General features: G+C 67.1%; 25 protein-coding genes. 13 read left to right on the forward strand and 12 right to left on the reverse strand.

From position 1 onward, the window contains the following. Nucleotides 1-33: 33 nt before the first annotated feature. A complete protein-coding gene (locus IBJ82_RS30785; RefSeq protein WP_194829488.1) occupies nt 34-1251 on the forward strand; it encodes a CHAT domain-containing protein in 1218 nt (405 codons plus the stop codon). A gap of 11 nt (nt 1252-1262) precedes the next feature. Here the strand turns inward: IBJ82_RS30785 and IBJ82_RS30790 are convergent, their stop codons facing one another. The 5 genes from IBJ82_RS30790 to IBJ82_RS30810 form a co-directional block, all read right to left on the reverse strand. Then, the gene (locus tag IBJ82_RS30790; protein WP_228537905.1) at nt 1263-2306 is read right to left on the reverse strand and encodes an alpha/beta hydrolase family protein; all 1044 of its coding nucleotides are present in this window, start codon (nt 2304-2306) and stop codon (nt 1263-1265) included. A gap of 162 nt (nt 2307-2468) precedes the next feature. After that, entirely contained in the window at nt 2469-2765 is a 297-nt protein-coding gene (locus tag IBJ82_RS30795; protein WP_194829490.1) for a hypothetical protein, read from the reverse strand. Between the two features lie 110 nt (nt 2766-2875). Further along, nucleotides 2876-3601: an amino acid ABC transporter ATP-binding protein gene (locus tag IBJ82_RS30800; protein ID WP_194829491.1), complete on the reverse strand. Its 726-nt coding sequence runs from the start codon at nt 3599-3601 to the stop codon at nt 2876-2878. Nucleotides 3602-3677: 76 nt separating this feature from the next. Continuing rightward, nucleotides 3678-5459: an ABC transporter substrate-binding protein/permease gene (locus IBJ82_RS30805; protein ID WP_194829492.1), complete on the reverse strand. Its 1782-nt coding sequence runs from the start codon at nt 5457-5459 to the stop codon at nt 3678-3680. 137 nt (nt 5460-5596) lie between these two features. Next, nucleotides 5597-6391, reverse strand: coding sequence for an LLM class F420-dependent oxidoreductase (locus tag IBJ82_RS30810; RefSeq protein ID WP_194829493.1), 795 nt, complete (start codon nt 6389-6391; stop codon nt 5597-5599). A gap of 136 nt (nt 6392-6527) precedes the next feature. On the opposite strand from IBJ82_RS30810, the gene IBJ82_RS30815 reads away from it, so the two are divergent. Continuing rightward, a complete protein-coding gene (locus tag IBJ82_RS30815) occupies nt 6528-7607 on the forward strand; it encodes an ABC transporter ATP-binding protein (protein WP_194829494.1) in 1080 nt (359 codons plus the stop codon). Nucleotides 7608-7754: 147 nt separating this feature from the next. Further along, the gene (locus tag IBJ82_RS30820; RefSeq protein ID WP_194829495.1) at nt 7755-8402 is read left to right on the forward strand and encodes an NADPH-dependent F420 reductase; all 648 of its coding nucleotides are present in this window, start codon (nt 7755-7757) and stop codon (nt 8400-8402) included. Here IBJ82_RS30820 and IBJ82_RS30825 read toward each other — a convergent pair. Beyond that, entirely contained in the window at nt 8399-8917 is a 519-nt protein-coding gene (locus IBJ82_RS30825; RefSeq protein WP_370585553.1) for a winged helix-turn-helix transcriptional regulator, read from the reverse strand. The genes IBJ82_RS30820 and IBJ82_RS30825 overlap by 4 nt on opposite strands. A gap of 96 nt (nt 8918-9013) precedes the next feature. On the opposite strand from IBJ82_RS30825, the gene IBJ82_RS30830 reads away from it, so the two are divergent. After that, nucleotides 9014-10183, forward strand: a complete 1170-nt coding sequence (locus tag IBJ82_RS30830) for a thiolase family protein (RefSeq protein ID WP_194829497.1) — start codon at nt 9014-9016, stop codon at nt 10181-10183. Between the two features lie 96 nt (nt 10184-10279). Then, on the forward strand, nt 10280-11245 hold the full coding sequence (locus tag IBJ82_RS30835) for an o-succinylbenzoate synthase (RefSeq protein WP_370585554.1): 966 nt from the start codon (nt 10280-10282) through the stop codon (nt 11243-11245). Here the strand turns inward: IBJ82_RS30835 and IBJ82_RS30840 are convergent. Then, nucleotides 11242-11763, reverse strand: coding sequence for a TIGR04338 family metallohydrolase (locus IBJ82_RS30840; protein ID WP_194829498.1), 522 nt, complete (start codon nt 11761-11763; stop codon nt 11242-11244). The two genes, IBJ82_RS30835 and IBJ82_RS30840, sit on opposite strands and share 4 nt — an antisense overlap. Further along, nucleotides 11760-12560 carry a DUF2786 domain-containing protein gene (locus tag IBJ82_RS30845; protein ID WP_194829535.1) on the reverse strand — a complete coding sequence of 267 codons (801 nt, stop codon included), beginning with the start codon at nt 12558-12560 and terminating at the stop codon, nt 11760-11762. Before IBJ82_RS30845 ends, IBJ82_RS30840 begins: the two co-directional genes overlap by 4 nt. 205 nt (nt 12561-12765) lie before the next feature. On the opposite strand from IBJ82_RS30845, the gene IBJ82_RS30850 reads away from it, so the two are divergent. The 6 genes from IBJ82_RS30850 to IBJ82_RS30875 all read left to right on the forward strand — a co-directional run bounded on the left by IBJ82_RS30850 (nt 12766) and on the right by IBJ82_RS30875 (nt 19449). After that, entirely contained in the window at nt 12766-14043 is a 1278-nt protein-coding gene (locus IBJ82_RS30850; RefSeq protein ID WP_194829499.1) for an ABC transporter substrate-binding protein, read from the forward strand. A gap of 45 nt (nt 14044-14088) precedes the next feature. After that, entirely contained in the window at nt 14089-15066 is a 978-nt protein-coding gene (locus IBJ82_RS30855; protein WP_194829500.1) for a carbohydrate ABC transporter permease, read from the forward strand. 44 nt (nt 15067-15110) lie between these two features. Beyond that, nucleotides 15111-15965: a carbohydrate ABC transporter permease gene (locus tag IBJ82_RS30860; RefSeq protein ID WP_228537930.1), complete on the forward strand. Its 855-nt coding sequence runs from the start codon at nt 15111-15113 to the stop codon at nt 15963-15965. Between the two features lie 98 nt (nt 15966-16063). Beyond that, nucleotides 16064-18385, forward strand: coding sequence for a transglycosylase domain-containing protein (locus IBJ82_RS30865; protein WP_370585555.1), 2322 nt, complete (start codon nt 16064-16066; stop codon nt 18383-18385). A gap of 177 nt (nt 18386-18562) precedes the next feature. Beyond that, nucleotides 18563-19018, forward strand: a complete 456-nt coding sequence (locus tag IBJ82_RS30870) for a GyrI-like domain-containing protein (RefSeq protein WP_194829502.1) — start codon at nt 18563-18565, stop codon at nt 19016-19018. Continuing rightward, complete coding sequence (locus IBJ82_RS30875; protein ID WP_228537906.1) at nt 19018-19449, forward strand: GyrI-like domain-containing protein; 432 nt, start codon at nt 19018-19020, stop codon at nt 19447-19449. The genes IBJ82_RS30870 and IBJ82_RS30875 overlap by 1 nt, the downstream gene beginning before the upstream one ends. 57 nt (nt 19450-19506) lie before the next feature. Here the strand turns inward: IBJ82_RS30875 and IBJ82_RS30880 are convergent, their stop codons facing one another. The 4 genes from IBJ82_RS30880 to IBJ82_RS30895 all read right to left on the reverse strand — a co-directional run bounded on the left by IBJ82_RS30880 (nt 19507) and on the right by IBJ82_RS30895 (nt 23163). Beyond that, nucleotides 19507-20616: an inositol-3-phosphate synthase gene (locus IBJ82_RS30880; RefSeq protein WP_194829503.1), complete on the reverse strand. Its 1110-nt coding sequence runs from the start codon at nt 20614-20616 to the stop codon at nt 19507-19509. Further along, on the reverse strand, nt 20609-21166 hold the full coding sequence (locus tag IBJ82_RS30885; protein ID WP_056823890.1) for a PadR family transcriptional regulator: 558 nt from the start codon (nt 21164-21166) through the stop codon (nt 20609-20611). The genes IBJ82_RS30880 and IBJ82_RS30885 overlap by 8 nt, the downstream gene beginning before the upstream one ends. Before the next feature lie 147 nt (nt 21167-21313). Next, entirely contained in the window at nt 21314-22096 is a 783-nt protein-coding gene (locus IBJ82_RS30890) for a DUF1707 domain-containing protein (protein WP_194829504.1), read from the reverse strand. An 8-nt stretch (nt 22097-22104) separates the two neighbouring features. Continuing rightward, the gene (locus IBJ82_RS30895; protein ID WP_194829505.1) at nt 22105-23163 is read right to left on the reverse strand and encodes a DUF1707 domain-containing protein; all 1059 of its coding nucleotides are present in this window, start codon (nt 23161-23163) and stop codon (nt 22105-22107) included. Between the two features lie 123 nt (nt 23164-23286). Here IBJ82_RS30895 and IBJ82_RS30900 point away from each other — a divergent pair, with 123 nt between their 5' ends. Together IBJ82_RS30900 and IBJ82_RS30905 are read left to right on the forward strand one after the other, a co-directional pair. Beyond that, nucleotides 23287-23703: a DUF5318 domain-containing protein gene (locus IBJ82_RS30900; RefSeq protein ID WP_170112103.1), complete on the forward strand. Its 417-nt coding sequence runs from the start codon at nt 23287-23289 to the stop codon at nt 23701-23703. 933 nt (nt 23704-24636) lie between these two features. After that, a complete protein-coding gene (locus IBJ82_RS30905; protein ID WP_370585557.1) occupies nt 24637-26817 on the forward strand; it encodes a transglycosylase domain-containing protein in 2181 nt (726 codons plus the stop codon). The last annotated feature ends 14 nt before the right edge of the window (nt 26818-26831 follow it).

Below are 26831 nucleotides of genomic sequence, written 5' to 3' on the forward strand. Positions count from 1 at the left end.
GCTCTACCGCCATCCCCGACCGCGCACATCAGGATGGCTGACGCGGGCGATGTCTACGTATCGTGGCGATGGGTCGACGATGCGCTCGCCCGCGGGGTCGCCACACTGCCCCGCGACCAGGTGCGCGAGGTGTTGCGGCTGCTGGCCGAGGCGGTGCCCGATCCCACCCGGCCCGAGGATCTGCGGCGTGTGATGACCGAGGGGGCGCTTGTCGATCCCGCCGCGGAAAGCGCGCTGGCGCAGGCGTTGTCACGCACCCTGTTGCCCTATGGACTGGCTGTGCAGCTCTACGAACTCTCGCAGCGCGGGATTCGGCCGCATCTGCGGATTCAGCCTTCGCCACGGCTGGCACAGGTTCCGTGGGAGCTCATCGCTCCCGATCCCGCGCTCCGGCTGCTCGACATCGCCGATGTGAGCCTGCTCGCGCCGGTGTCGGTGGTTCGCGCGCCGCAACGAATCGTGCACCGCTGGAACGACACTCACGAACTGCCCGTAGTCGCGGTGCTCGATCCTCGGGTGCCCGGATTCCGTGCCGACTCAGAGCTCGGATCGGTGCTCGGTCGACCGAGCCCGGAAACCCTGGTGGCCCGGCATTTCGGCCGGTACGGCAGTCGCGTCGTTCCCCGCGTCGACGATCCCGTAGAGCTGTTCCGCCGCGCCGACACCGACCGTGACTGGCTCTCCGATGTTCTCCGGGCAGGTGCGAGCCGACTCGTCTACGTCGGCCATGTCACCGCCCCCGCGCCGGAATCCGGGCAGAGCGAACACGCCGAACTGCACCTCAGTTGCACCGCGGACACGCGTGGCTTCGCGGCGACGAACCGCACCCACCGCCCCCTCTCGGCGAAAGACCTCCTACTCGGCACCCATTCGCTCGACTCCCACCCGATCCCCGGCCGCGACCTCTGGCCGATGCCGAGCCGGGTAGCCCTGATCGCCTGCGAAAGCGGCGGCGACCTGCGCTTCACCGAGGCCCTCGGCCTCACCACCGCGGCCCTGGCAGCAGGCGCGGAACTGGTGACGGCCACCCGCTGGCCCCTGCCCACCGACCACGCCTTCCACACCCTCACCCCCACCACGACCTACCCCTTGCAATCCGCCATCTGCGCCGTGGACACCGCCCACGATTCACCCACACCCATCCCCACCCTGCTGACCTGGCAAAGGTCGCGACTGGCCGCCTGGCGTGACGCACCGACGCCCGAGAACTCACCGCTGCTCTGGGCCGCCTTCGCCACCGTCACCGGCTGACGCGCGTACGGCTATTCGGGAAGTCCCAACCCCGCGGCGAGAACCGGCCACGACCGATAGAAGGCATCGCGCCAGTAGCCCCAGGAGTGCGTGCCGCTCGGTTGACGATCGAAGGTCGCGGGAATCCCCAACTCGTCCAGCCGGGACTCGAGATTGCGGGTGCACCAGTTGACCGCCGCCTCGATGATGCCGCCGACGACGAGCTGATTGGCCAGGCCGACCGGCGTCGGATTCATCATGTACGGGTCGTCGACGCGGTCGTGCGGACCGGGCAGACCGGAGGCATCCGACACGAACAGCATTGTGCCGCGCAACTTCTCGGCATTCACGACGGGATCGTTGGCGGCCCAGGCCGGGTCGTCGTCGGCACCGTACATATTGGTGACATCGCCGCCACCGTAGGTCTCCACGACCAGCTTGGTGAACTGCTTGCCGATCGGATCGGCGATCTGCGCGCAGCCGCTGTAGCCGGCGACGGACTGGTAGAAGCCCGGCCTGGCCTCCGCCAATTGCAGAACGGCCGTGGCGGTCATCGAGTTGGCGGCGATGGCGTTGACGCCGTTGGTACCCAGCGCCGCGTCGACCAAGGGCGGGAGTTCGTCGAGGAGGAAGGTGCGCCATTTGTTGCGACCCAGCGCGGGGTCGTCGCGCTGCCAGTCGGTGTAGTACGCCCAGGCCCCGCCGATCGGCATCACCACATTGACGTCCTTGGTCGCGAGGAAATCGCCGACATCGGTGTTCTGCCACCAGGTCGCGCGGTCCTCGCCGCCACCGGCACCGTTGAGGAGGTAGAGCGCCGGGCGCGGCACGGAAGCGTCCTCGGGCCGCTGCACCTTCACGGTGATGGCCTTGTTCATCGCGGCGGAGAAGACGAGCATGGTCAGGTTTCGATCATCGACCCTGCTCGAGATGATGTTCGAACCGTTCGCGGTGGTCGGCGTCGCGAGCAGTTTCTTGGATTCGACGATCGGATCGCGCCCGTCGGCCAGGCCGTTGCCAGCGCCGAAGGTAGCGACGCACGCGGCCAGCACACTGCTCACGACACCGAAAGCCATTGTGCGCCTGATTGTTTTGCCCATCGGCCGGAAATTCCCCATCCATGAATCGGCAGGCATGACGCAGGCCGCAGGCACAGACAGTATCCGGGGAACCGATCGATCGTCGAGCCGGAGATAGTACGGGCAGCCGACCCCACCGGGGCGGGGTCGGCCTAGCGCTCAGTGATCGTCGTAGTGGTCCGAGTGCGCGGCGTGGCGGTGGCCGTCGTGGATGTAGTCGACGTGGTCGCCGTGCGGCACGGAGACGTGCCCGCAGCCAGGGCCGTGCTCGTGGGTGTGGGCGGTGTGCTCGACGTGTGCTGAGGTCTCGCACTCGTCGAAGTGGCCCTCGTGTTCGCGGTGCAGATGGCCGTCGTGGACGTAGTCGACGTGGTCCTCGTGCGGAACGGCGACGTGGCCGCAGGTGGGCCCGTGGACGTGGGTGTGCTGCGGATGTTCGGCGTGCGTGGTGGTCATCGGCTCTCTCTTTCCGGTTTCCCGGAACGCGGTCCGGTACTGATCGAATGGAGCTGAAGCACTTCCGACATTAGCAGTTGCGCATGCGTTGCTGCGACCCCCGTTGCTGGTCAGAGGACCTGGTCGAGGAAGCGGCGCAGGCGTGGGGTCTTGGCGTCGTCGAACAGGGCGTCGGGGGTGCCGGTCTCGACGACCACACCCTGATCCATGAACACGACGCTGTCGGAGACCTCGCGGGCGAACCCCATCTCGTGGGTCACCACGACCATCGACATACCGCCCGAGGCGAGATCGGCCATCAGCGCGAGCACGCCCTTGACCAGCTCCGGGTCGAGCGCGGAGGTGGCCTCGTCGAAGAACATCAGCTCCGGTTTCATGGCCAGCGCGCGGGCGATGGCGACGCGTTGTTGCTGACCGCCCGACAGCGAAGCGGGCCTGGCGTCTGCCTTGTCGGCCAGGCCGACGATCTCGAGCTGTTCGATCGCCAGCGCCCGGGCTTGCTCAGCGGACAGGCCGCGCAGTTTGCGTGGACCGAGGACGATGTTGTCGGCCACCGTCTTGTGGGGGAACAGGTTGAACTGCTGGAAGACCATGCCGATGCGCTGACGCAGCTTGTCGGGGTTGTCCTTCAGCACCGACTTGCCGTCGAGGAGCACGTCACCGGAATCGGGCTCGTGCAGGCGGTTGAGCACCCGCAGCAGGGTCGATTTGCCGGAGCCGGACGGGCCGATGACGGTGGTGGCGTGGCCTGCCTCGACGTGGATGTCGACACCGCGCAGGATGTGGTTGTTGCCGAGCGTCAGGTTGAGCCCGGTGCCGGTCAACGATGCACTCATGCCTCCACCTCGCTGACGCTCGGTTCCGCCATGACTGCATAGGCAGCTGTGCTGATCCGCCGCTCGCTACGCTCGCTCATGCGCCTCGCCCTTCTGTGATGACTGCCTGCTCGATCGGGTCGGAGGGGGTGGGTTTGCCGGTGCGCATGCGCTGGTCGATGTAGTTGACCAGGTGGGTGAGCGGGATGGTGAGCACCAGATACATCAGGCCCGCGGCGACCAGCGGGGACAGGTTGCCGGTCTGGGCGTTGAGGTCGCGGCCGACGGCGAACAGCTCGCGCTGGGAGGCGAGCAGGCCGAGGAAGTAGATCAGCGACGAGTCCTTGATCAGCGCGATGAACTGGTTCATCAGCGCGGGCAGCACCCGGCGCACACCCTGCGGAATCACCACCAACGTCATCGACTGCCGGTACCCGAAGCCGATGGCGCGCGCGGCCTCGAGCTGACCGGGCTCCACCGACTGGATACCCGAGCGGAAGATCTCACCGATATAGGCCGACGAGAGCAGGGCCAGCGCCACCGCGCCGAGCCAGTACGGGTTGCCGCCGGTGATATTGCGGACCACCGGGCCGACGCCGAGGCCGATCAGCAAGATGATCACCACGGCGGGCAGCCCACGGAAGATGTCGGTGTAGACGCGGGCGGGCCAGCGCAACCAGCGGGTGCGGGAGATGCCCATCACCGCGAGCAGCATGCCGATCACGGTGCCGAGGACACCCGAAACCAAGGCCAGGATCAGGGTGTTCGGCAGGCCGACCTTGATCAGGTCGGGAAAAGCCTTGCGATACAACGACCAGTCGAAGAAGGTGTCCTTCAACTGCTGCAGGGTCGACTTCTGCGCGACCTGTTCGGTCTCCCCCGGCCCATTCTCGGCCGCGAGTGCCTTGAAGTCCGGGAGTTGGGGTGTGGGTGCGGCTTTCGAACCGGGCTTCCAGCCCGGCGGGAGTTCGCGTGGCACCCAGTCGGCGTAGAGGCGGGCGTAGGTACCGTCGGCGATCACCGCGTCGAGGCCGGAGTTGAGCGCGTCGATCAGCGGCTGGTTGTTCTTCGCCACCGCGTAGCCGACGAAGTTGTCGAGGCTGAAGGTGTTCTGTGAGATCACCATTCCGTCGCCGGGCTTGATCGCACCCTCGGCCTGGGCCGACGGCGCCACCCAGGCGTCGACCTGGCCGGACTTCAGATTCGCGTAGGCGGTGTTGTAGTCGGGGAATTTCACCGGATCCAGCTTCAGCTGGTTCACCACGAATTCGTCCTGCACCGTGCCCTGCACCACCGCGATGCGCGAGCTCTGAGTCAGATCTCCGAAGCCCTTCACCGCGCTGCCCTGCGGAACGACAAGGGAGAAGTAGCCGAAGTCGTAGCCGTTGGTGAAGCCGACGAGTTCGCGGCGGGCATCGGTGGTGGTGATGTTGGACGAGCCCACATCGAAGCGCTTGCCCGACACCTGGGCGAGCAGGCCGGCGAACTCGGTGCCGGAGAACTCCACGCGCAAACCGAGTTTCGCGCCGATCGCGGTGAGGAGTTCGTTGTCGAAGCCGGTGAAGTCGCCCTCGCTGTTGACGCAGATGCTCGGCGGGGCGTCGGACAAGGTGCCGACGCTCAGGGTGCCCGGATTGAGCAGGCCGAGTTTCGTGGTGTCGATCGAGTCGACCGGCGCCGTTGTCGCGGTGGTGTAGCGATCGGCGCCCGCTGTCTCGCCTGCCGCCAAGTTGGTGGGCGCGGCGGCGGCAGCCGATGGCCCCGGTGGGGAACAGAGATCGCCCGCGGTGCTGGTGTCCGAGCCACCGCAACCGGTCGCCGCGACACCGACGAGGAGCAAGAGGGCAGCGATCCGCGCCCGAGTTCGTACACCTGCCATGCCGATAGACCCTAGCCGCAACCTTGCATACCGAGGGTTACGCACGCGAGGCGTATCCGCCGCCGACCGCATCGGCTGGCCGGCGCCGACCGTGCAACGTGGCACTGCGGCGGCCATACCGGGTCGCCGCGCCGGACTCAGGCGAGACCTTCGAGCACCTCGGGGTTCACCTCATCGCGCCATTCGATCGCGCGACGCACTTCGGTCAGGTCGTAAGCGGGACCGGAGACACCAACGGTGAACAGGGTCACACCCGCGTCGTGCAGCGCCTTCGCCTCGTCGCGGCCCTGCCACTGCACCGAGCGTTCGATCCTCGACTCGTCGGTGCCGACCGCCGCCGCATGCTCTGCCAGCACCTTGTTCTTGTGCGCCAGCGTCGACACGTCGGCGAAGGAGTGCCAGATGTCGGCGTACTCGGCGACCAAGCGCAGCGTCTTGCGCTCTCCACCGCCGCCGATGAGAATCGGGATCTCCCGCACCGGCGGCGGGTTCAGCTTCGCCAGCCGGGACGTGAGGCGAGACATGCTGTCCTTCAACAAGTTCAGCCTGCTGCCCGGCGTGCCGAACTCGTAGCCGTATTCGTCGTAGTCACGCTCGAACCAGCCCGCGCCGATGCCGAGGATCAGCCTGCCGCCGCTGATGTTGTCGACCGTGCGCGCCATATCGGCGAGCAGGTCGGGATTGCGGTAGCCGCCACCGGTGACCAGCGCGCCGAGCTCGACCCGCTCGGTCTGCTCCGCCCACGCGCCGAGCATCGTCCAGCATTCGAAATGCGCGCCCGCCGGGTCGCCGGTGAGCGGAAAGAAGTGATCCCAGTTGAAGACGATGTCGACCCCGGCGTCCTCCGCCCGCAACACCGCGTCGCGGATGAGCCCGTAATCGGGCGCGTGCTGCGGTTGAAGCTGGACTCCGATACGGACCGGACGACTCATATCGCTGGCTCCTCGATGGCTCGGTTGGCTCCGCGACCGAGGCTACCCGGCGCCGTTGCGGGCCGCTACGATCCCCAGCGACCCACTACTCGGATCGTCCGGCACGTTCCTGCCGGGATGGGAAGTTGATCTACGCATGGCTACCGTGACTTTCGACCGCGCTACCCGGCTCTACGCCGGTGCCACCAAACCCGCGGTCGACGCACTCGACCTGGAGATCGCCGACGGCGAATTCCTGGTGCTCGTCGGACCCTCCGGGTGTGGCAAATCGACCTCGCTGCGAATGCTGGCCGGCCTCGAGGAGGTCAACGGCGGGTGCATCCGCATCGGCGACAAAGACGTGACCAACGCCGAACCCAAGGATCGCGATATCGCGATGGTGTTCCAGAACTACGCGCTCTACCCGCACATGTCGGTCGCGGAGAACATGGGTTTCGCGCTGAAACTGGCCAAGGTGTCCAAGGCCGAGCGTGACGAGCGGGTGCTCGAGGCGGCCAAGCTGCTCGATCTCGAGGACTACCTCGACCGCAAGCCGAAGGCGCTGTCGGGCGGGCAGCGCCAGCGTGTGGCGATGGGGCGCGCGATCGTGCGGCAGCCCCGGGTGTTCCTGATGGACGAGCCGCTGTCGAACCTCGACGCCAAGCTGCGCGTGCAGACCCGTACCCAGATCGCCCAGTTGCAGCGGCGGCTCGGGACCACCACGGTCTACGTCACGCACGACCAGGTCGAGGCGATGACGATGGGCGACCGGGTCGCGGTCCTCAAGGACGGCCTGCTCCAGCAGTGCGCGTCGCCGCGCGACCTCTACCGCGATCCGGCGAACATGTTCGTGGCCGGGTTCATGGGTTCGCCCGCGATGAACCTGTTCACGCTGCCCGTCGACAACGGAACCGTCACCATCGGTGGGTATCCCGTCCGGGTGCCGCGTGCGGTGTCCGACGCGGGTGAGAGTTTCGTGGTGCTCGGCATCCGCCCCGAACACCTCGAGGTGGGCGACGGCGGCCTCGAGATGGAGGTCGACGTGGTGGAGGAACTCGGCTCCGACGCCTACGTGTACGGCCGCGCCGTATCCACCGGCACCGGCGGCCAGACCGGCGAAACCATTGTGGCGCGCGTGGATTGGCGCAACCCGCCGCGCAGGGGCGATCGCCTCCGCCTCACCACCGACTCCGAACACGTGTACTTCTTCAGCGTCGACGGCCGCCGCCTGCGCTGATCCGGATGCGCGGGCGGCTCATCGATCGAGTCGCCCGCGCACGATTGCGCTGTGCGCGTAGACCCTCGGCTCGATGCCTGGTCCGGCCCTATGCTGATGCTCACCGCCGGTGATCGCCGGGCAGGTATGTCGACATGAGGTAGTGACATGCGCATAGCAGTACTCGGCACCGGCCAGGTCGGTCGACGGCTGGCGAGCAAGCTGGTCGAGGTCGGGCACACGGTGACGATGGGGTCGCGAACCGCCGACAATGCCGCCGCGGCAGCCTGGGCCGCCGAAACCGGAGGCGCACACGGCACTTTCGCCGATGCGGCGGGCGTTGCCGAGCTGATCGTGAATGCCACGTCGGGCACGGTATCGGTGGCCGCCCTCACCGCGGCAGGCGCGGACAACCTCGCGGGCAAGATCATCGTCGACGTCTCCAACGCACTCGACTTCTCGCAGGGCTTTCCGCCGAAACTCGTTGTTCCCGAAGCGGGCAGCGTCGCCGAGGAAATCCAGCAGGCCTTTCCCACCACCCGCGTGGTGAAGACGCTCAACACCACCAACAACCAGGTGATGGTCGACCCGACCCGAATTCCCGGACAGCACACCATCTTTCTCAGCGGCGACGACGCCGACGCCAAGAAAGAGGTGGCGCGTTTGCTGAACTCCTTCGGCTGGGCTGACGAGCAACTGATCGACCTCGGCGCCCTGAACACCGCCCGCAGCACAGAACCGGTCGTCCTGCTGTGGGTCAGCCTGTTCCAGGCCCTCGGCACCGAGGACGTGACCATCGGCGTGTTCAGCGCCTAGTCGTCCGACTTCTTCTTCCGGCGCTCGGCGCGGTCTCGGAGATAGTCCTCATTGACCCGGACCGCCAGGCGCTCGAGGGGGATTTCGGTGCCGTCGGAGGTGCGGAGATCGACGCGGACCGGTTCGCCGGTCTCGGCGTCTACCCGAAGCAAGGGCGCGGGGCCGGGCTGGAGGTAGGCGTCGCCCCATTGCCAGAGGGCCACTACCACGGGGAGTAGGTCTCGGCCCATCTGGGTGAGGATGTACTCGTGTCGGGTGCGCTTGCCTTCTTCCTGGTAGGGGCGTTTTTCCAGGAGGCCGGCGGCGGTGAGTTTGCGGAGTTGGCCCGCGGCGGCGGCGTCGGTGATGCCGACGCGGCGGGCGAACCCGTCGAAGCGGCGGGTGCCGTAATAGGCCTCGCGCAGGATGAGCATCGCGGAGCGGGTGCCGATGAGGTCCATGGCCCTGGCGATGGAACAGCCCGCCGTTTCCCATTTGCTGAGATCGGCCAGGGGTCCTTCCATCACGGCTGCCATGAGGGACATCATAGCGAATCTGACTTGAGTCGATGATAGTTAGGGGTTAGTCTGGCTATTGTTAGATAGAGCCAGCGTTGTCGAAAGAGGACTCCCATGCGAGACGCGGTCATCGTCGAAGCGGTACGCACCCCGATCGGGCGGGGCAAGCCGAACGGCGCACTTCACGACGTTCATCCTGTTGATCTGCTGGCGCACAGCCTGCGCGCGGTGGTCGAGCGCAGCGGGATCGATCCGGTGCTGATCGACGATGTGATCGGCGGCATCGTCACCCAGGTCGGCGAACAAGGGGCGAACATGACCCGGCGGGCCGCGCTGGCCGCCGGGTATCCGGAATCGGTGCCCGCCACGACGGTGGACCGGCAGTGCGGCAGCAGCCAGCAGGCGATTCACTTCGCGGCACAAGGGGTTATCGCAGGGGCATACGACATCGTCGTGGCGGCGGGCGTGGAATCGATGGGACGAGTTCCCATGGGTGCCAGCGTGCTCGGCGCCACCGATCTGTCCGGCATCGCCTTCGCGCAGCGCTATCCCGACGATCTCGTCCCGCAGGGAATCAGCGCCGAGCTCATTGCCGCGAAGTGGGGCCTGACGCGAACCCAGCTCGACGAATTCGCACTCGGCAGTCATGAAAAGGCCGCTCGGGCAACCAAAGACGGACTCTTCGCCGATGAACTCGCGCCGATCAACGGATTGAACACGGACGAGGGAATCAGGGTCGGCAGCACCATCGATACCCTCGCGAAACTGAAGCCCGCCTATTACGACCCCGCGATGGCGGCGCGGTTCCCGCAGATCGGCTGGGAGATCACCGCCGCCTCGGCCAGCCAGGTCAGCGACGGAAGTTCCGCGGTGCTGATTATGTCCGGCGAACGCGCCGAGCAACTCGGGCTGCGGCCGTTGGCCCGGCTCCACAGCTTCTCCGTCGCGGGCGACGACCCGTTGCTGATGCTCACCGCGGTCATCCCGGCCACCGAGAAGGTGCTGCGGCGGGCGGGTCTGGAGATCGCCGACATCGACCTGTTCGAGATCAACGAGGCGTTTTCGCCGGTTGTGCTGGCATGGGCGAAGGAGACCGGTGCGGATATGAGCCGGGTCAACGTCAACGGTGGGGCGATCGCTCTCGGGCATCCGCTCGGCGCGTCCGGGGCGCGGTTGATGACCACGCTGGTGCATGCGATGCGGCAGCGCGGGGCGCGCTACGGGCTGCAGACGATGTGCGAAGCGGGTGGCCTGGCCAACGCCACCATCATCGAACGTTTGTGACGCGCGACGGCGGCGCTCTCCACGAGCGCCGCCGTCTGTCCCGAGCCTTGGGCCTGCGCGGAATTTCGCCGCAACACAACCTCTACGATCGGTCTGGTGAGCGCCGACCTGTTTGTTTATGCGATTCCGTTGCGGACACGGTTTCGCGGGATCACCGTGCGCGAGGGGATGTTGATTCGCGGGGAACTGGGCTGGGGGGAATTCTGCGCGTTTCCCGAATACGACGATCGAGAAGCAGCCGGGTGGTTGGCTACCGCTGTCGAGCAGGTGACAGTGGGGTGGCCGGCGCCGGTGCGAGATCGCATTCCCGTGAATTGCACTGTGCCCGCGGTGGATGCTGAGCGAGCAGGCCGAATTGTTCAAGAATCCGGTTGTGCGACCGCGAAAGTGAAAGTGGCGGATCACCCCGACTCGCTGGCCGAGGATGTGGCTCGGGTGGCGGCGGTGCGGGAGGCGATCGGGGAATCAGGGGCTGTGCGGGTCGACGCGAACGCGGTGTGGGATGTGGAGACCGCTGTTCGGCACATCGGGGAGATCGATAAGGCCGCCGGCGGTTTGGAATACGTTGAACAGCCGTGCCGGACCGTAGCGGAATTGGCCGAGGTACGTCGGCGCGTTTCGGTGCCGATCGCGGCGGACGAGTCGATTCGGCGGGCCGAGGATCCGATGCGGGTGGCGGTGGCGGGGGCCGCTGATGTGGCGGTGCTCAAGTGCACGCCGCTGGGCGGTGTGCGACGAGCGTTGGCGGTCGCCGGGGCGGCCGGGCTGCCGACTGTTGTCTCGTCAGCGCTCGAGACCAGCGTCGGCTTGGCGGCGCAGCTGGCGTTGGCGGGCGCGCTGCCCGAGCTCGAATTCGCTTGCGGATTGGGCACTCTCGCGCTGTTCGAAGGTGATCTCGTCGCGGAGTCGTTGCTGCCGGTCGACGGCTGGTTGCCGGTCCCGACGTCGCCACCGGAGCCCGACCCCGCATTGCTGGACAAATACCGCCACCCCGACCCCGAGCGGGTCGACTGGTGGCTGCGGCGCTACGAGCGAGTCAGCGCACTGCTCGAGAGCGGTTAGCCGAAACGAACACCGCAACCGGTCAACGTAGCTCGAATCAGCAAGGCGGCCTCCGGACCGATCACACCGTCGACCAATTCGACATAGCGGCTACAGAATTCGGGCCCGTGCGGTGCTGCTGCCGGATCGGGCGACAGGTGGTGGGCGAGTTCATGCAGGACCACTAGTTCGCGAAGCGCCCATGCGGTGGAACCGGTGTGCAGCGGGACGGCGAGGACGGCGGTCTCCGGCTCGTAGTGAGCGGCCGCGGCACCACCACGGGCGCGGACCCTGATCGATACCCTGGCCCGCTCAAATTGCGCGCGAACCCAGTTCAACGCCAGCACCTTGTCGGCATAGCTCTGCACCGACTCCACGGAGGCGAAGCGCCGCTCCACCGGCAAGGTCAGTTGCGAGCCGTAGACATCGATCGTCCGATGCCCGAACTCGTCGGCCCGATCGAACACCCCACGCACCAACTGCTCACCGTCGTAGACCTTGGCGCGCTGGTTGTCACGCTGTAGCCCGGTCGAAGTCATCGGCCCGACAGCTTCGCGCGTGCGGCGGGGAGCTCCGGTGCGGTGCCGAGGCGGGCGGTACGGCCCGCTCGGTCGCCTGCGCGCCGCGCTGCCGCGGAGTGACCGGTGGAGGTTTGTGGGCCTCGCCAGGTTCCGCGAGCCTCGGAGGTGGCCGTGTAGAAATCGGTGAGTGCGACCTCTTTGTCGCGCAGGGCCAGGGCGGTTCCCGTCGATTCGACGACCGATTCCTCGGCGACGACCTCAGCTTTCACCGCGGCCAGGCGGGCGCCGATTCGGGCGGCGAAGGCCATCTGGAAGTTCAGGCGGGCGGTGACGCCTGCCACCGGGACCTCCACCTTGCGGCGCACGGTACGACCGAGGCGCTTCTCGGTGACGATCTTGCTGACCGTCGCCTCGCGGTAGGAGCCGGATTTGATGTAGTGGTCCGACGCTCGGACCATTTGGATCAGCAGACTCGCGTAGAGCGCTTCGCAGGTATCGATGTCGGCGGCGAAGCCGTAGGCGTAGACCTGGGCGGAGGTACGGGCGACATCGCAGCGAACGTCGTTGGCGCCCGCGATCGCGACGAACAGCTGGACGTAGGTGCGTAGGCCCTTTCGGCCCGGTTCACCGATCGGGATGATCCGCTGAACAGGGACCGACCTGCGCTCACGCGAGGCCACATGCGAACGCGCCACGGCCAGATCGATCGAGGATTTCGTCGCCAGCCGTTGGGCCGCGGCAAGGAAGGCCTCGGCCTCGTGAGCGTTGTCGGTGGACTCGGCCTTGCGCAGCAAACCACCGATGCGGGTGAGCATCCGATCGGGTGAAGGGGCGGTCGAAGGACTTGTCACAAGGATCGACCCTAAGCCACCCCACTGACACGAGAACTGTGTAAGTCTGTGCCCGTTCTCGCCTCCCAGGCCGAGAACACGCGGCGCCCGCGCCGCCGAGAATCCTGTATGTTGCCTGTTGCACCGCACGGTGTGCTGCTGCTCACGTCTTGACCCTGGAGTGTCTGCGATGGCCTTGAAGTTTGTCCCCAGAGCGACGATGGCTGCTGCCTCGATCGCGTTGCTCACCGCAACGTTCGCCAGTGGTTGCTCCAGTGACGACGGTGGCAACGCGCTCGACCAGAACCTGACGGGCCGCGGCCCGATCACCTACGTCGAAGGCAAGGACACCACCGAAACCGGTGTGGTCAAACAGCTCATCGACCGCTGGAACGCCGCGCACCCGAACGAGCAGGTGACGTTCAAGGAGCAGTCGGCCGACGGCACCCAGCAGCACGACGACCTAGCCGAGCACTTCCGCGCCAAGCAGGACGGCTACGACGTCGTCGCACTCGACGTGAAGGACACCGCCGAGTTCGCCGCGAAGGGCTGGGTCCAGCCGCTCGAGGGCAGTTTCGCCATCGACACCGCGCCGCTGCTCGCGCCCACCGTGGCAAGCGCCACCTACAACGGCAAGCTGTACGCGGCCCCGAAGAACACCAACGGTGGCCTGCTGTACTACCGCAAGGACCTGGTGCCCAACCCGCCGAAGACCTGGACCGAGATGCTCGGTCAGTGCCAGGTGGCCCGGGACAACAACATCGGCTGCTACGCCGGTCAGCTGTTCCCCTACGAGGGTCTGACCGTGAACACCGCCGAGGTCATCAACGCCTACGGCGGCAGCTTCGTCGGTGCCGACGGCAAGACTCCCACCGTGAACAGCCCGGAGTCCAAGGCCGGCCTCAAGGTTCTCGTCGACGCCTACAAGAGCGGCGACATCCCCAAGGAAGCCATCACCTTCAAGGAAGGCGAGAGCGCGAGCGCGTTCGAGTCGGGCAAGCTGCTGTTCCTGCGCAACTGGCCCTACCTCTACGCCCAGGCCTCCGCCGACGGCTCCGCGGTGAAGGACAAGTTCGGCGTCGCCCCGCTGCCGGGCAGCACCGGCGTCGGCGCCTCGGCCCTCGGTGGTTACAACGCCGCGATCAGCGCGTTCGGCAAGAACAAGGCCACCGCCGCCGACTTCGTCCGCTACCTGATCAGCGAAGAGGCCCAGCAGATCATCGCCTCGGGCTCGCTGCCCTCGGTGCGCTCCTCGCTCTACGACGACCCGGCCCTGATCGCGAAGATGCCGTACCTGCCCGCGCTGAAGGAATCCATCGCCAGCGCCGTGCCCCGTCCGGTGACCCCGTTCTATCCCGCGGTGTCGAAGGCCATCCAGGACAACGCCTATGCTGCACTGACCGGTGCCAAGTCTGTCGACGACGCAGTCGCAGGCATGCAAAAGGGCATCGAGACCGCAGGTTCGTAGCGGTACGCGCAGCGGACCCGACCAGACCGTAGGAGAGTAGTAACGGTGTCGGATCCTTCGGGAGCCAAGCAGCGCGGGCTAGCGCTACAACTACAACAATCCGGCAAGGCGTGGCTGTTCGTCGCGCCCGTGCTCGTCGCGCTGGCCGTGGTCATCGGATATCCGGTGGTCGAGGCGATCTGGATGTCCTCGCAGAAGGACTCTGGCATCGACCCGGCCACCGGGATGTTCGTCGAGGGCGGCGGCGCCGGATTCAGCAACTACACGCACTGGCTGCTGCAGCAGTGTGGGTCGCTGTCGGGCACGGTGTCGTGCCCCACCGGCACCCTCGGCTCGCAGTTCTGGTCGGCGGTCGGGGTCACCCTGTTCTTCACCGTGATCACGGTGTCGCTCGAGGCCCTGCTCGGACTCGGCATGGCCATGGTGATGGGCAAGACCTTCCGCGGTCGGGCGCTGTTGCGTGCCGCCGTGCTGATCCCGTGGGCGATTCCCACCGCGGTCACAGCGCGGTTGTGGGAGTTCATGTTCCAGTACGACGGTGTCGTGAACCGAGTGCTCGGCACGCACATCCTGTGGACCTCGGAGGTATGGGCGTCGCGGTTCGCGGTGATCGCGGCCGACGTGTGGAAGACCACACCGTTCATGGCGCTGCTGATTCTTGCTGGGCTGCAAGTGATTCCGGCCGATGTGTACGAGGCAGCGAAGGTCGACGGCGCGTCTGCGTGGCAGCGGTTCGTGAATATCACGCTGCCGCTGCTCAAGCCCGCGCTGCTGGTGGCGGTGCTGTTCCGCACCATGGACGCGCTGCGCATGTACGACCTGCCCGCGATCATGACCGGCGCCAATCCGGCGACGAGCACCCTGTCGATCCTGGTGGTCGAGCAGGTGCGCCAAGGCCCCAACAGCGCCGCGGCACTGTCGGTGATCACCTTCGGACTCGTCTTCGCGATCGCGTTCGTCCTGGTGAAGGTGCTGGGCGCCAATGCTGTTCGCACGCAGGAAGAACAGCGGAAGGCGAACTGATGAGCATCTCGATGACGAAAGATTCTGCCGTCGAAGCGAATCCGATGCCGGTGCAGCCGGTGTCGTGGAGCAAGCGGTTCGGCACGATGCGCACCTACGTCGGTGTCGCCATCGTGCTGGTGTGGGGCCTCGGGCCGTTCTACTGGATGGCCGTGGTGGCGTTCCGCGACCCGGTCCATACTTTCGACAGCACCCCGTGGCCGACCCACGTGACGCTGGAGAACTTCCGCAACGCCTTCGACACCAGCCGCGGCAACGACTTCGGCAAGGCGCTGCTCAACAGTGTGATCATCGGATCGGCGACCACCGCCGTGGCGCTGATCCTCGGCGTGCTCGCGGCCTACGCGCTGGCCCGGATGGCTTTCGCGGGCAAGTACCTGATCTCGGGGCTGATCCTGTCCGCGTCGATGTTCCCGGCCGTCGTGCTGGTGACGCCGCTGTTCCAGCTGTTCACCGATATCGGCTGGATCGGCCAGTACCAGGCGATGATCATCCCGAACATCTCGTTCGTGCTGCCGATGACGGTCTACATCCTGGCCTCGTTCTTCGCCGAACTGCCGTGGGAGCTCGAAGAGGCCGCGCGCATCGACGGCGCGAACAAGTTCCAGGCCTTCCGGTTGATCATGCTGCCGCTGGCCGCGCCCGCCGTGTTCACCACCGCGATTCTGGCGTTCATCGCCTCGATCAACGAGTACCTGCTGGCCAGGTTGCTGTCGGGCGACGACACCAAACCGGTGACGGTCGCGATCGCGAGCTTCTCGGGTAACGACCCGCTGGTGCAGCCGTACGCGGCCATCATGGCGGCGGGCGTGATCGTCACCGTGCCGCTGGTGATCATGGTGCTGATTTTCCAGCGTCGCATCATCTCCGGTCTCACCGCGGGCGGCGTCAAGAGCTGACCTGCCGGGTTCTGCCGCTACCGCCGGGTAGAGTCACCTGCACCGATATCGACGTCGGTGCAGGTGAGTTCTTCTCCCTCGCTCCGAAAGGAGATGGTGTGGCCTCCCAGCGCCGGCGCGGGCGTTCCGACGATGACGTGCCGTATACCTCGATAGCCGGGTTCCGCGATCCGCTGGCGAAAGACCAGAAGCCGAGCAAGGGTGCGGCGCGACGGGCACAGGCGGCACGACTGGCCGCCACCGACGGGCCCCCCGACAAGGGTCGCGCACGACGGGAACAAGCCACCCGCCTCGGCACCGACGACCAGCCTTCGGAACGTAGGCCGCGCACCAGGGGTCAACGCATCCGGCGGCTGCTGTTCGCGTTGTTCGTGATCTTCGTGTGTGTGCCCGCGCTGCTGTTGGTCGCGGTGTATTGGAGTTCGGAGATCCCCGAACCGGCCGAGGTCGCGGTCGAGCAGCCCGCCACCGTGCTGGCCGCCGACGGCACCACGGTGCTGACGAAATTCATTCCGCCACAGGGCAATCGGATTCCCATCCCGCTCACCGATGTGCCGTATCCGGTGCGTGACGCCGTGCTGGCGGCCGAGGATCGCACCTTCTATACCAACGCCGGGTACTCGACCAGTGGCTTCCTGCGTGCCGCTCGCGACAATGCGAGCGGACAGGACAACGCGGGCGGCGGCTCGACGATCACCCAGCAGTACGTGAAGAACGCCTTCCTCAGCTCCGAACGCACCGTCACCCGCAAGATGCGCGAGCTGATCATCGCGGCCAAGATGGCACGGCAGTGGAGCAAGGACGAGATCCTGTCCGCCTATCTCAACACCATCTACTTCGGGCGCGGGGCGTACGGGATCGCGGCCGCGTCGAAGGCCTATTTCGACAAGCCGGTGCCGGAGTTGACCCTCGCCGAGGGCGCGGTGCTCGCGGCGGTGATCCGCTCACCCTCGGTGCTGGATCCGGAGAACCATCTCGATCAGTTGCGGGCGCGCTGGCAGTACGTGCTCAACGGGATGGTCGAGATGACCGCACTCGCGCCCGGCGACCGCGACGCGACGGAGTTCCCGGCGATCATCCCGCTCGACGATGTGCCCGCCGAAGCCGTCGCGCTCGGACCGGAAGGGCATATCCGCACCCAGGTACTGCGCGAACTGCGTGCCGCCGGTCTCGACGACGCCGACATCAATACGGGCGCACTGCAGATCACCACCACCATCGATGCCGCGGCGCAGGCGGGCGCGGCCGATTCGGTGCGTGAGCGGTTGTCGTGGCAGCCGCCGGAACTGCGCTCGGCGGTGGTGTCGATCGATCCGCGCAGCGGGGCGGTACGCGCCTACTACGGCGGCGAGGACGGGACCGGGTTCGATTTCGCGCAGGCGCCGCTCCAGACAGGCTCCGCGTTCAAGGTTTTCGCCCTCGTCGCCGCCCAACGCCAGGGCATTCCGATATCGCGGGCGATAGAAAGCTCGCCGATCACCGACCGAGGAACCGAGATCACCAACGTCGAGGGTGACTCGTGCGGGCGGTGCTCGCTCGCCGAGGCCCTCAAACGCTCGCTCAACACCAGCTTCTACCGGCTCACCATGACGATGGCCGACGGCCCGCGCTCGATCGCCGAGGCCGCGCACCTGGCCGGCATCCCCGAATACATTCCCGGCGTCGACGGCGTGAGCCTCACGGAGCCGGACGGTTATCCGCTCAACGGCATCGTGCTCGGGCAGTATCTGGTTCGCCCCATCGACATGGCGTCGGCGTACGCGACGCTGGCCGCGTCTGGGGTCTATCACCAGCCGTACTTCGTGCAGAAGGTGAGCACCGGGGACGGGCGGGTGTTGCTCGACCGCAGCTGGGAAACCGTGACGGGCAAGAGACATTCAGAACCCGAGCAGCGCATCACCGCCGCCATCGCCGATGCCACCACGTCGGCGATGATGCCGATCGCCAACTACTCCAACGGCCACGGGCTCGCGGGCGGCAGGCAATCGGCGAGCAAGACGGGAACCACCCAGCTCGGCGAGAGCAAGGACAACAAGGACGCGTGGATGGTCGGGTACACGCCCTCCCTGTCCACCGCGGTGTGGGTGGGCACCGAGCACCCGCAGCCGTTGCGCACGGGACGCGGTGGGGCCGTCTGGGGTTCGGGGCTGCCCGCCGACATCTGGAAGCAGACGATGGACACGGCGCTGGCCGGAACACCGGTCGAACAGTTCGAGGTGCCACCGCTGTCCAATCCGCCGCTGGTGCCGACCCCGGGTACCGGTGTGGCGCCGACGCCGGGCGGCGGCTTCGACATCTTCGGTCCGCCGACGAACTCACCGCGCCCCGCGCCGCCACCGTTGATCGTCATTCCGCCCGCGCCGAACCCGTCGACGCCGGGTGAATTGTTCCCCGGGCTCGGTGGCGAAGGGCCGCGCTAGATCACGAGTTGGCGCACCCGGACCCGACGACCCTGACGGCATGGCAACATCGTTGCCCAGAGCGCGAACCGCCCGACCAGGGGTCGAATGATCCCGGCGCGGAACCTGTCGGACCGATACGGGAGGATGTGCGGTCGGTACCGACATGCGACGACACTAGACATAGGGGCTACGCAGGTGGATTTCAATGTCGTTGACCGTCCCGAGACGCTGATCGCGGGCACGGTGCTTCGCAGCCCGGCGCTCGCCGTCGAGGGGCCGCGCCGCGCCAAGGTGGTCGAGGCGTGGGCGAACCTGCGGGCGAGAACGTTACCGGGGCCGGTCGCGACGGGCTATGTCGATTTCGCGCCGGAGATCAACTCCTACCTGACTCACCTCGTCGGCTACGAGTGCAAAACCCTCGCCGACCTGCAAGCAGGCGACGTGCTCGGCCGGATTCCGGCGGGGCGCTACGCGCGATTCGTGGCCAGTGGCGACAACCTCGGCGACACCATCGTCGGGCTGTGGCGCCAGGTGTGGGACGCGGAGGCCGCGGGCGAATTCGTGCGCGCCTATACCGGCGATTGCGAGCAGTATCCCGACGAGCGCACGGTCGAGATCTTCGTTTCGCTGACCGAGGAGAAGGACAGCTGATGGCCGTGGATTTCGAAATCGTCACCCTCGACGACGGCTTTGTCGCGGGTCTCACCGTGCCGTTGGCCGGCCGTGAGGTGACCGCACGCGATCTTGATCTGGTGAATTTCACCTGGGATCGGTATCTGTCGCGGGAGAAGACGGTTCCCCGCGCGGCTGCCTATATCGGCCAGAACGATCACGCGGTGGCCGTGCTCGGCTACGAGGTGGCCGGGCTGGACGACATCGACGAAGGTGACGTGCTCACCCGCATTCCCGCGGGCCGCTACGCCAAGTTCGTGGTCTCGGACAAGCCCTACGATCTGCTGCGCACCGCGTGGGCACAGGTGATCAAAGCCGAGAACGCGGGCACCATCACCCGCTCGCACACGGCGGAGTTGGAGCGCTACACCGGTCCGACCTCGGTCGAGGTGTACGTCTCCCTGGACTGAGACAAGAAGAGCCGGTGTGCACGAGGTTCGTGCGCACCGGCTCTTTTCGTTCAGTGATTAATCGGCACCGATGATGAACGCCTCGAGCTGAGTGCGCGCGACATCGTCGGCGATCTGCACCGGCGGGGACTTCATCAGGTAGGCCGAGGCCGGGATGACGGGTCCGCCGATGCCGCGGTCCTTGGCGATCTTCGCCGCGCGGACAGCGTCGATGATGATGCCCGCCGAGTTCGGCGAGTCCCACACCTCGAGCTTGTACTCCAGGTTCAGCGGAGCATCGCCGAACGCACGACCCTCGAGGCGCACGTAGGCCCACTTGCGGTCGTCGAGCCACTCCACGTAGTCCGAGGGACCGATGTGGACGTTGCGGTCGTGGACCTTGCCCGCGAGCGCACCGGTGAGGTTCGACGTGACGGCCTGGGTCTTGGAGACCTTCTTCGACTCCAGACGCTCACGCTCGAGCATGTTCTTGAAGTCCATGTTGCCGCCGACATTGAGCTGGTAGGTGCGGTCGAGCACCACGCCGCGGTCTTCGAACAGCTTGGCCATCACGCGGTGGGTGATGGTCGCGCCGACCTGCGACTTGATGTCGTCGCCGACGATCGGCACACCGGCGTCGACGAACTTCTGCGCCCAGACCGGGTCGGAGGCGATGAAGACCGGCAGCGCGTTGACGAAGGCGACGTTCGCGTCGATCGCGCACTGCGCGTAGAACTTGTCGGCCTCTTCGGAACCGACGGGCAGGTACGAGACCAGCACGTCGACCTTGGCATCCTTCAGCGCCTTGACCACATCGACCGCGGGGGCCTCTGACTGCTCGATGGTCTCGGCGTAGTACTTGCCGATACCGTCGAGGGTCGGGCCACGCAGGACCGTCACATCGGTCGGCGGCACATCGGAGATCTTGATGGTGTTGTTCTCGCTGGCGAAGATGGCCTCGGCCAGGTCGAAGCCGACCTTCTTGGCGTCGACATCGAACGCGGCCACGAACTTCACGTCGCGTACGTGATACGTACCGAACTTGACGTGCATGAGGCCGGGAACGACCGCGTTCTCGTCGGCATCCTGGTAGTACTGCACGCCCTGTACCAGCGACGATGCGCAGTTGCCCACACCGACGATCGCGACGCGAACTTCGCCGGATCCAACCTTGTTGACATCACTCATGGCCGCTCTTTCCCTCTTTCTGTGGTGCCGCCTTCGTCGATTGCTCCGCCGCAATCAACTCGTTGAGCCAGCGCACTTCGCGCTCGCTTGATTCCAATCCGAGCTGGTGGAGCTGCTTGGTATAGCGATCCAATGACCCGCTGGCCTTCTTGATCGCTTCCCGCAGCCCCTCTCGGCGCTCCTCGACCTGACGACGCCTGCCCTCCAGGATCCGCATTCTCGCCTCGGCGGGAGTGCGGCTGAAAAAGGCTAGGTGGACGCCGAAGCCGTCATCGGTGTAGTTCTGCGGACCGGTGTCGGCAAGGAGTTCGGAGAACCGTTCCCGGCCGACCGGTGTGAGCCGGTAGACGCGGCGCGCACGACGCGCGAGCGCGCCGTCCGGAAGCTCCTCGGCGATCAACCCGTCGGCCTGCATCCTGCGCAGCGTCGGGTAGAGCGAACCGTAGGAGAAGGCCCGGAACGCTCCGAGCAGGCCCGTCAACCGCTTGCGCAGCTCGTAACCGTGCATGGGCGCGTCGAGGAGCAGGCCGAGAATCGCCAATTCGAGCACTGCCGACCTCACTCCCTGACTATGTCGACCTGACAGGCCGAACGGACCTAACCGTGGATGCGAGTTCCAACTATATCGGACCGATACATCTACACATAGTTGAATGTGACGCATGCGTCATCGACGCACGTCAGGGATAAGTCGGAGTCAGGGCCTGTAGGGATGGACCGAGAGAGGTTCGCCGTCGAGGGCGATTTTGAGGTGCCCGGACTGGTTGCGCTCGTTATGGACGTAGATGGTGATCTCGGGCACCGCGTCCTTCGTCGTACTCGCGCGGAAGTTGATGAGTACGTGGGAGATCCGGCCGTCGGGGAGGCGGATCGTCTGCGGGGCACCTGCGATGATCCGGGCATAGCGAGCCAGGTCGAGGGTGGCGAGGTCGAGGGTGGGGGCATCGACGGGGCGCGCACGAGGGGAGTTGCCTGCGTCGAAATCGCCGCGGAAGGTGTAGCTGTCCCTGCTCCCGGGAGCGCCGGCGCGCGAGACCGAGACGTGGCCGGGGTGCAAGGTGACTTCGTCGATGGCGGCGGTGCCGAACTCGGCGCGGTATTCGGCGATGAAGTAAGCGAGGCCGTCGGCGGTGGTGAGGTCGGGCAGCGGTTCGGACGCGTCGAGGATCGTGCGGCCGAGCAAGCCGGTCGCGAGGCCGACGACACCCGCGGCGAGGATCGCGGCCACCGGAATCCACCAGCGACGTGCCGTGCCGTCGACGCCGCGGGCGATGGGCGTGGCGGCGAAGTCGTCGGTGGTTTGCAGATCATCGATCAGGCGGTCGAGGACGGCGAACGTTTCGGCGCGCATGGCTTTGTCGGAGCGCGCGACGTGTTCGCTCGCAGTGAGTTGGCCGTCGGCGAGTGCCGCGTCGATCACGGCGCAGACGTCGGCGCGGTCGCTGTCACGGGCGCGCAATGGAGCTGGTTTCTTCGACATCGCCGCGGCTACTTCTCTTCGTAGGGGTGGGCGCGGATCAGTTCGCCCGACAGCGTCATCGTCGACCACCCGGACTGGGAGCGCTCGTTGCCCACGTAGATGCTGATGGTCGGTTGCTTGGTCGAGCTGTCGGCGTCGATCGAGAAGTGCTGGATCTTGCCGTCGGGGACGCGCAATTCGGTCACCGCGTTCGCCAGCGCCGAGCCGAGGGCGTCGGTGTTCACCTGGCCGAGGTCGATCGCGACGGTGTCGCGCTTGCGAGCGGTGATCACCGCCGACTTGGGCTCTATGCCGCCGCGGTACTGGTAGTCGGCCGAGAACCCGCGTTGGCCGGCGGCTTCGCGACGCAGGTCGGCGCTGTCGGGGTGGAAGGAGATCTGATCGACCACGGCGTTGCCGAACTTCGCCTCGAGCAGAGCGCGGATATGCAGGAATCCCGCGATGGTGGTCGGGGCGGGGGTCGGGATGACCAGGGGGGCGGCGGTGTCGAAGGCGGTCACCGGACGGGCCTCGGCACGATCGCGAACAGTGACGGCGAATCCGGCTATCGCGGTGACCACCGCGAGCGCGATGACGACCGTGCGGGTGCGGTCGCGACGGGCGCGAGGCTTGGTCGGCGTGGCCGGGCGCTGCTGGAGTTCGGCCACCAAGATGGACAAATCGCCCAATGTTCGCGCTTCTGCGGCCAATTCGACCATTGCGGCGTGTTCGTCGGAATCCAGTTGGCCGTCGGCGTGGGCCGTGTCGAGGGCGTCGATGGTCGTCGCGCGATCGGTCGACCTGGCTCTGGTGTGGGCCGGATACTGGTCGGGGGCGCGGCGGCGGGGGCGTTCGGCGGGGGCATCTTCACCGAAAACCGCAGGTGATTGCAGGTCGGCGGTCAGGCGGGCGAGCTCACCGACCGTGCGCGCGCTGTTCGCCGACGCGACGCGGTCGTGATACTCCTGCGCGCCGAGTTGGCCCTCGGCGTATGCCGCGTCAAGCACGGTCGACACCTGTGCGCGATCGATGTCACGTGCGCGCAGCACCGAATCGACGGCGGCCTGTCGCTGCCCGGAATCAGCCATGGCCGTGGGTCACCTCACCTGCGAAAACATCCGGATGAACCCCGGTATCGGGAGTTTAGTCGGGGAGGTCGGATCAAACGATGCCGTGGGCACGCGAATCCGACTCCCGCTACTCTGGTGATCGTGCGAATTCAGCGGCAGGTGGTGGACTATGCGCTTCGGCGCAGGTCCCTGCTGGCCGATGTCTACGCGGGGCGGGTCGGTGTCGCCGAGGTGTGCGATGCCAATCCTTATCTGCTCAGGGCCGCGAAGTTCCATGGCCGGGGCAGCGAGGCGACCTGTCCGATCTGTCGAAAAGAGCAGCTGACGTTGGTTTCGTGGGTGTTCGGCGATGGGCTCGGCCAAGCGGCCGGGTCGGCGCGGACGCCCGAGGAACTGATTCGGATGGCCGAGTCGAACGAAGAATTCTCGGTGCATGTCGTCGAGGTATGTCGCTCGTGCAGCTGGAACCATCTGGTGCAGTCGTACGTGCTCGGCACGGCTCCCGCGCCTGCCAGGCGACGGACGAGTTCGCGAGCCCGGCGCTCTGCTGCCGAATGATGGCTTGTCGAGCGACAGGGCTGACCGGTAACGGGCAGCCCGTACAAGTAATGGTGGCCACCGCGTGATGCGCCGCTGTTCGGGGTGCACCCTCTCCGCGCCGGTACTCCGGCGCGGATGCTGTGTGTCCGAACCTTACAAGTTATGGAGATCTGGTCAGTGAGTTCGCCCTACGACTCCTCCCCCCACGGCGATGATCCGCGCGGCGGTCGTCCGGCTCGCGATGCGCAACCCGGTCTCCCCCCACAGTCGGGTGATCGCCCCGGCGGTCCTCCGCCGCGTCGGCCGATGCCGCCCGCCGGACCGCGCCCGCAGGGCGCGCCCGGTGGTCCCGCGCAGGGCGGGCGCCCGCAGGGTGGTCCGGTGCCCGGTGGACGTGGTCCGCAGGGTCCGCCGCCGAATCGTCAGCAGGGTCCGCCGCCCGGCGGGATGCCGCCGCGTCGGCCGGGTCCGCCTCCGCAGCGTCCGGGTGGACCGCAGGGTGGTCCGATTCCGCCAGGCGCGCCCGGTCAGGGCAGGCCGCCGCAGGGTCGGCCCGCGCAGCCGGGTCGTCCCGTGACGCCCGCTGCCGGCTCCACACAGAAGCTGCCGCGTCCCGGCGGCCCCGACGAGTCGACTGTGCGTCCGGGTCAGCCCCGGACCGTGCGCGGCGCGAACGACGATCTGGCCCGGCCCGCCCGCGCAGGCGGTGCGGCCGCGGCCGCACGTGCCGGAGCGGGCCAGCGCCCCGGTGGCCCCACCTCCGGTGAACGTCGCGCCACCGCGTATGGCCCGACCACCGGTGAACGTCGCGCCGCGGGTGTGGGCGGTACGCCGCCGCCGACCGGTCCGCGCAACCGCCGCGACGGCAGCGGGGGCGACGACGGCTCGGGTAGTGATGGTGCGCTGAAGAAATCACCGTGGGTAATCGTTCGCCGGACGCTCTACGTCCTGATGGCACTGGCCATCGTCGTGCCGAGCGCGGTGTTCCTGGTCGCCTACACGACGGTTTCGGTGCCGAAGCCGGGCGATCTGGAGACCAACCAGGTAGCGACGATCTTCGCCAGCGACGGCACCACCGAGATCAGCAAGGTGGTCCCGCCGCAGGGCAACCGCACCGAGGTCTCGATCGATCAGATCCCGCCGCACGTGCGCAATGCCGTGATCGCCGCCGAGGACCGTGACTTCTACACCAACCCCGGCTTCTCGGTCTCGGGCTTCGCCCGCGCCGCCCGCGACAACATCCTCGGCAAGGAAAGCGCCGGTGGTGGTTCCACGATCACCCAGCAGTACGTGAAGAACGCGCTGGTCGGTGACGAGCGGTCGATGACGCGCAAGATGCACGAACTGGTGATCTCGGCCAAGATGGCGCGGCAGTGGAGTAAGGAAGACATCCTCGCCGCCTACCTGAACACGATCTATTTCGGTCGTGGCGCGTACGGCATCGATGCCGCGTCCAAGGCCTACTTCGGCAAGCCGGTGCAGGAGCTGACCGTGGCCGAGGGCGCGGTCCTGGCCGCGACGATCCAGCTGCCCTCGATGCTGGACCCGGAGAAGAACCCCGAGGGCGCGAGGACGCGCTGGAACTACGTGCTCGACGGCATGGTCGCGGAGAACAACCTGCCCGCGACGGAGCGTCAGGGGATGCAGTACCCGCAGGTCGTCACGCTGGAGTCGCTGGGCGACAAGAACAACGACGGTGGTCCGGAGGGCCTGGTGAAGAACCAGGTGCTCAAGGAGCTCTCGTCCGCGGGCATCAGTGAGCAGCAGCTGAACACCGAGGGTCTGCAGATCACCACCACGATCGACCAGAAGGCGCAGGACGCCGCGATCAAGGCCGCGCAGGGCAAGCTCGAAGGCGAGCCGGAGAACCTGCGCACCGCCGTGGTCTCGGTCGACCCGCGCACCGGCGCGGTCCGCGCCTACTACGGCGGCAACGACGGTCAGGGCTTCGACTTCGCCAATGCCGGTCTGCCGACGGGCTCCTCGTTCAAGGCGATCGGCCTTGCCGCCAATCTCGAACAGGGCGTTCCGCTCTCGCAGCTCTACGACAGCTCGCCGATCACCGTCAACGGCATCCAGATCGGCAATGTCGAGGGCGAGGGCTGCGGCATGTGCACCATCGCCGAGGCGCTCAAGCGTTCGCTGAACACCAGCTTCTACCGCATGCAGCTGGACATGCAGAACGGTCCGCAGAAGATCGCCGATATGGGCCACAAGCTCGGTATCGCCACCGAACTGCCCGGCGTCGGCGAGACGCTGACCGAGCCCGGCGGCGTCGGCCCCAACAACGGCATCGTGCTCGGCCAGTACCAGTCGCGCCCGCTCGACATGGCCTCGGCCTACGCCACCCTGGCGGCGTCGGGCGTCTACCACGCACCGCACTTCGTGCAGAAGGTCGTGACCGCCGACGGACAGGTGCTGCTCGATCGCGGCGAGCCCGCCGGTGAGCAGCGGGTGAGCGCGGCCGTGGCCGACAACGTCACCGCGGCGATGAAGCCGATCGCGGCGTACTCGCGTAACCACAACCTGGCCGGTGGCCGCGAGTCCGCGGCCAAGACCGGTACCCACCAGCTCGGCGACACCGGCAACAACCGCGACGCCTGGATGGTCGGTTACACCCCGTCGCTGTCGACCGCGGTGTGGGTGGGCACCGAGCAGGGCGACCCGCTCAAGAACTACGGCGGCGGCAGCATCTACGGTTCCGGTCTGCCTTCCGACATCTGGAAGGCGACGATGGACGGCGCGCTGTCGGGTACGTCGAACGAGTCGTTCCCCAAGCCCGCCCCGATCAAGGGCCAGGCCGGTGTGCCGGAATGGTCGGCGCCCTACACCGCGCCGTCCACTACCGTGCCCGCGATCGTGCCGCCGGTGATCGTGCCCTCGCAGGTCGAGATCCTGCCCGGCATCCGGATTCCGGTGCCCGGGGTGCAGCAGCCCGCCGTGCCGCAATCACAGCAGACCCCTGTTGAGACCGGTCCGGGCCCGCTGCCCGGTCAGCCGACGGCCGGACCCGAGGGCTCGCCCGCGACGCCAGGAAACGGCAACGGCGGGGCGTCCCGACCGAGCAACGGCACCACGGGTAACGACAACGAGAGCAGCGGCGCGGGAACCACGCCGACCCGATCCCGGTAGCCACCGGTAGCCTC

The organism is Nocardia sp. XZ_19_231, from assembly GCF_015355705.1.
Lineage (GTDB): Bacteria > Actinomycetota > Actinomycetes > Mycobacteriales > Mycobacteriaceae > Nocardia > Nocardia salmonicida.

Bases quoted from the DNA above. Each gene is read 5' to 3' on its own strand.
- IBJ82_RS30785 (WP_194829488.1), top strand. From the start codon at position 34: ATGGCTGACGCGGGCGATGTCTACGTATCGTGGCGATGGGTCGACGAT.
- IBJ82_RS30790 (WP_228537905.1), bottom strand. From the start codon at position 2,306: ATGGCTTTCGGTGTCGTGAGCAGTGTGCTGGCCGCGTGCGTCGCTACC.
- IBJ82_RS30795 (WP_194829490.1), bottom strand. From the start codon at position 2,765: ATGACCACCACGCACGCCGAACATCCGCAGCACACCCACGTCCACGGG.
- IBJ82_RS30800 (WP_194829491.1), bottom strand. From the start codon at position 3,601: ATGAGTGCATCGTTGACCGGCACCGGGCTCAACCTGACGCTCGGCAAC.
- IBJ82_RS30805 (WP_194829492.1), bottom strand. From the start codon at position 5,459: ATGGCAGGTGTACGAACTCGGGCGCGGATCGCTGCCCTCTTGCTCCTC.
- IBJ82_RS30810 (WP_194829493.1), bottom strand. From the start codon at position 6,391: ATGAGTCGTCCGGTCCGTATCGGAGTCCAGCTTCAACCGCAGCACGCG.
- IBJ82_RS30815 (WP_194829494.1), top strand. From the start codon at position 6,528: ATGGCTACCGTGACTTTCGACCGCGCTACCCGGCTCTACGCCGGTGCC.
- IBJ82_RS30820 (WP_194829495.1), top strand. From the start codon at position 7,755: ATGCGCATAGCAGTACTCGGCACCGGCCAGGTCGGTCGACGGCTGGCG.
- IBJ82_RS30825 (WP_370585553.1), bottom strand. From the start codon at position 8,917: ATGGCAGCCGTGATGGAAGGACCCCTGGCCGATCTCAGCAAATGGGAA.
- IBJ82_RS30830 (WP_194829497.1), top strand. From the start codon at position 9,014: ATGCGAGACGCGGTCATCGTCGAAGCGGTACGCACCCCGATCGGGCGG.
- IBJ82_RS30840 (WP_194829498.1), bottom strand. From the start codon at position 11,763: ATGACTTCGACCGGGCTACAGCGTGACAACCAGCGCGCCAAGGTCTAC.
- IBJ82_RS30845 (WP_194829535.1), bottom strand. From the start codon at position 12,560: ATGCTCACCCGCATCGGTGGTTTGCTGCGCAAGGCCGAGTCCACCGAC.
- IBJ82_RS30850 (WP_194829499.1), top strand. From the start codon at position 12,766: ATGGCCTTGAAGTTTGTCCCCAGAGCGACGATGGCTGCTGCCTCGATC.
- IBJ82_RS30860 (WP_228537930.1), top strand. From the start codon at position 15,111: ATGCCGGTGCAGCCGGTGTCGTGGAGCAAGCGGTTCGGCACGATGCGC.
- IBJ82_RS30875 (WP_228537906.1), top strand. From the start codon at position 19,018: ATGGCCGTGGATTTCGAAATCGTCACCCTCGACGACGGCTTTGTCGCG.
- IBJ82_RS30880 (WP_194829503.1), bottom strand. From the start codon at position 20,616: ATGAGTGATGTCAACAAGGTTGGATCCGGCGAAGTTCGCGTCGCGATC.
- IBJ82_RS30890 (WP_194829504.1), bottom strand. From the start codon at position 22,096: ATGTCGAAGAAACCAGCTCCATTGCGCGCCCGTGACAGCGACCGCGCC.
- IBJ82_RS30895 (WP_194829505.1), bottom strand. From the start codon at position 23,163: ATGGCTGATTCCGGGCAGCGACAGGCCGCCGTCGATTCGGTGCTGCGC.
- IBJ82_RS30905 (WP_370585557.1), top strand. From the start codon at position 24,637: ATGGCACTGGCCATCGTCGTGCCGAGCGCGGTGTTCCTGGTCGCCTAC.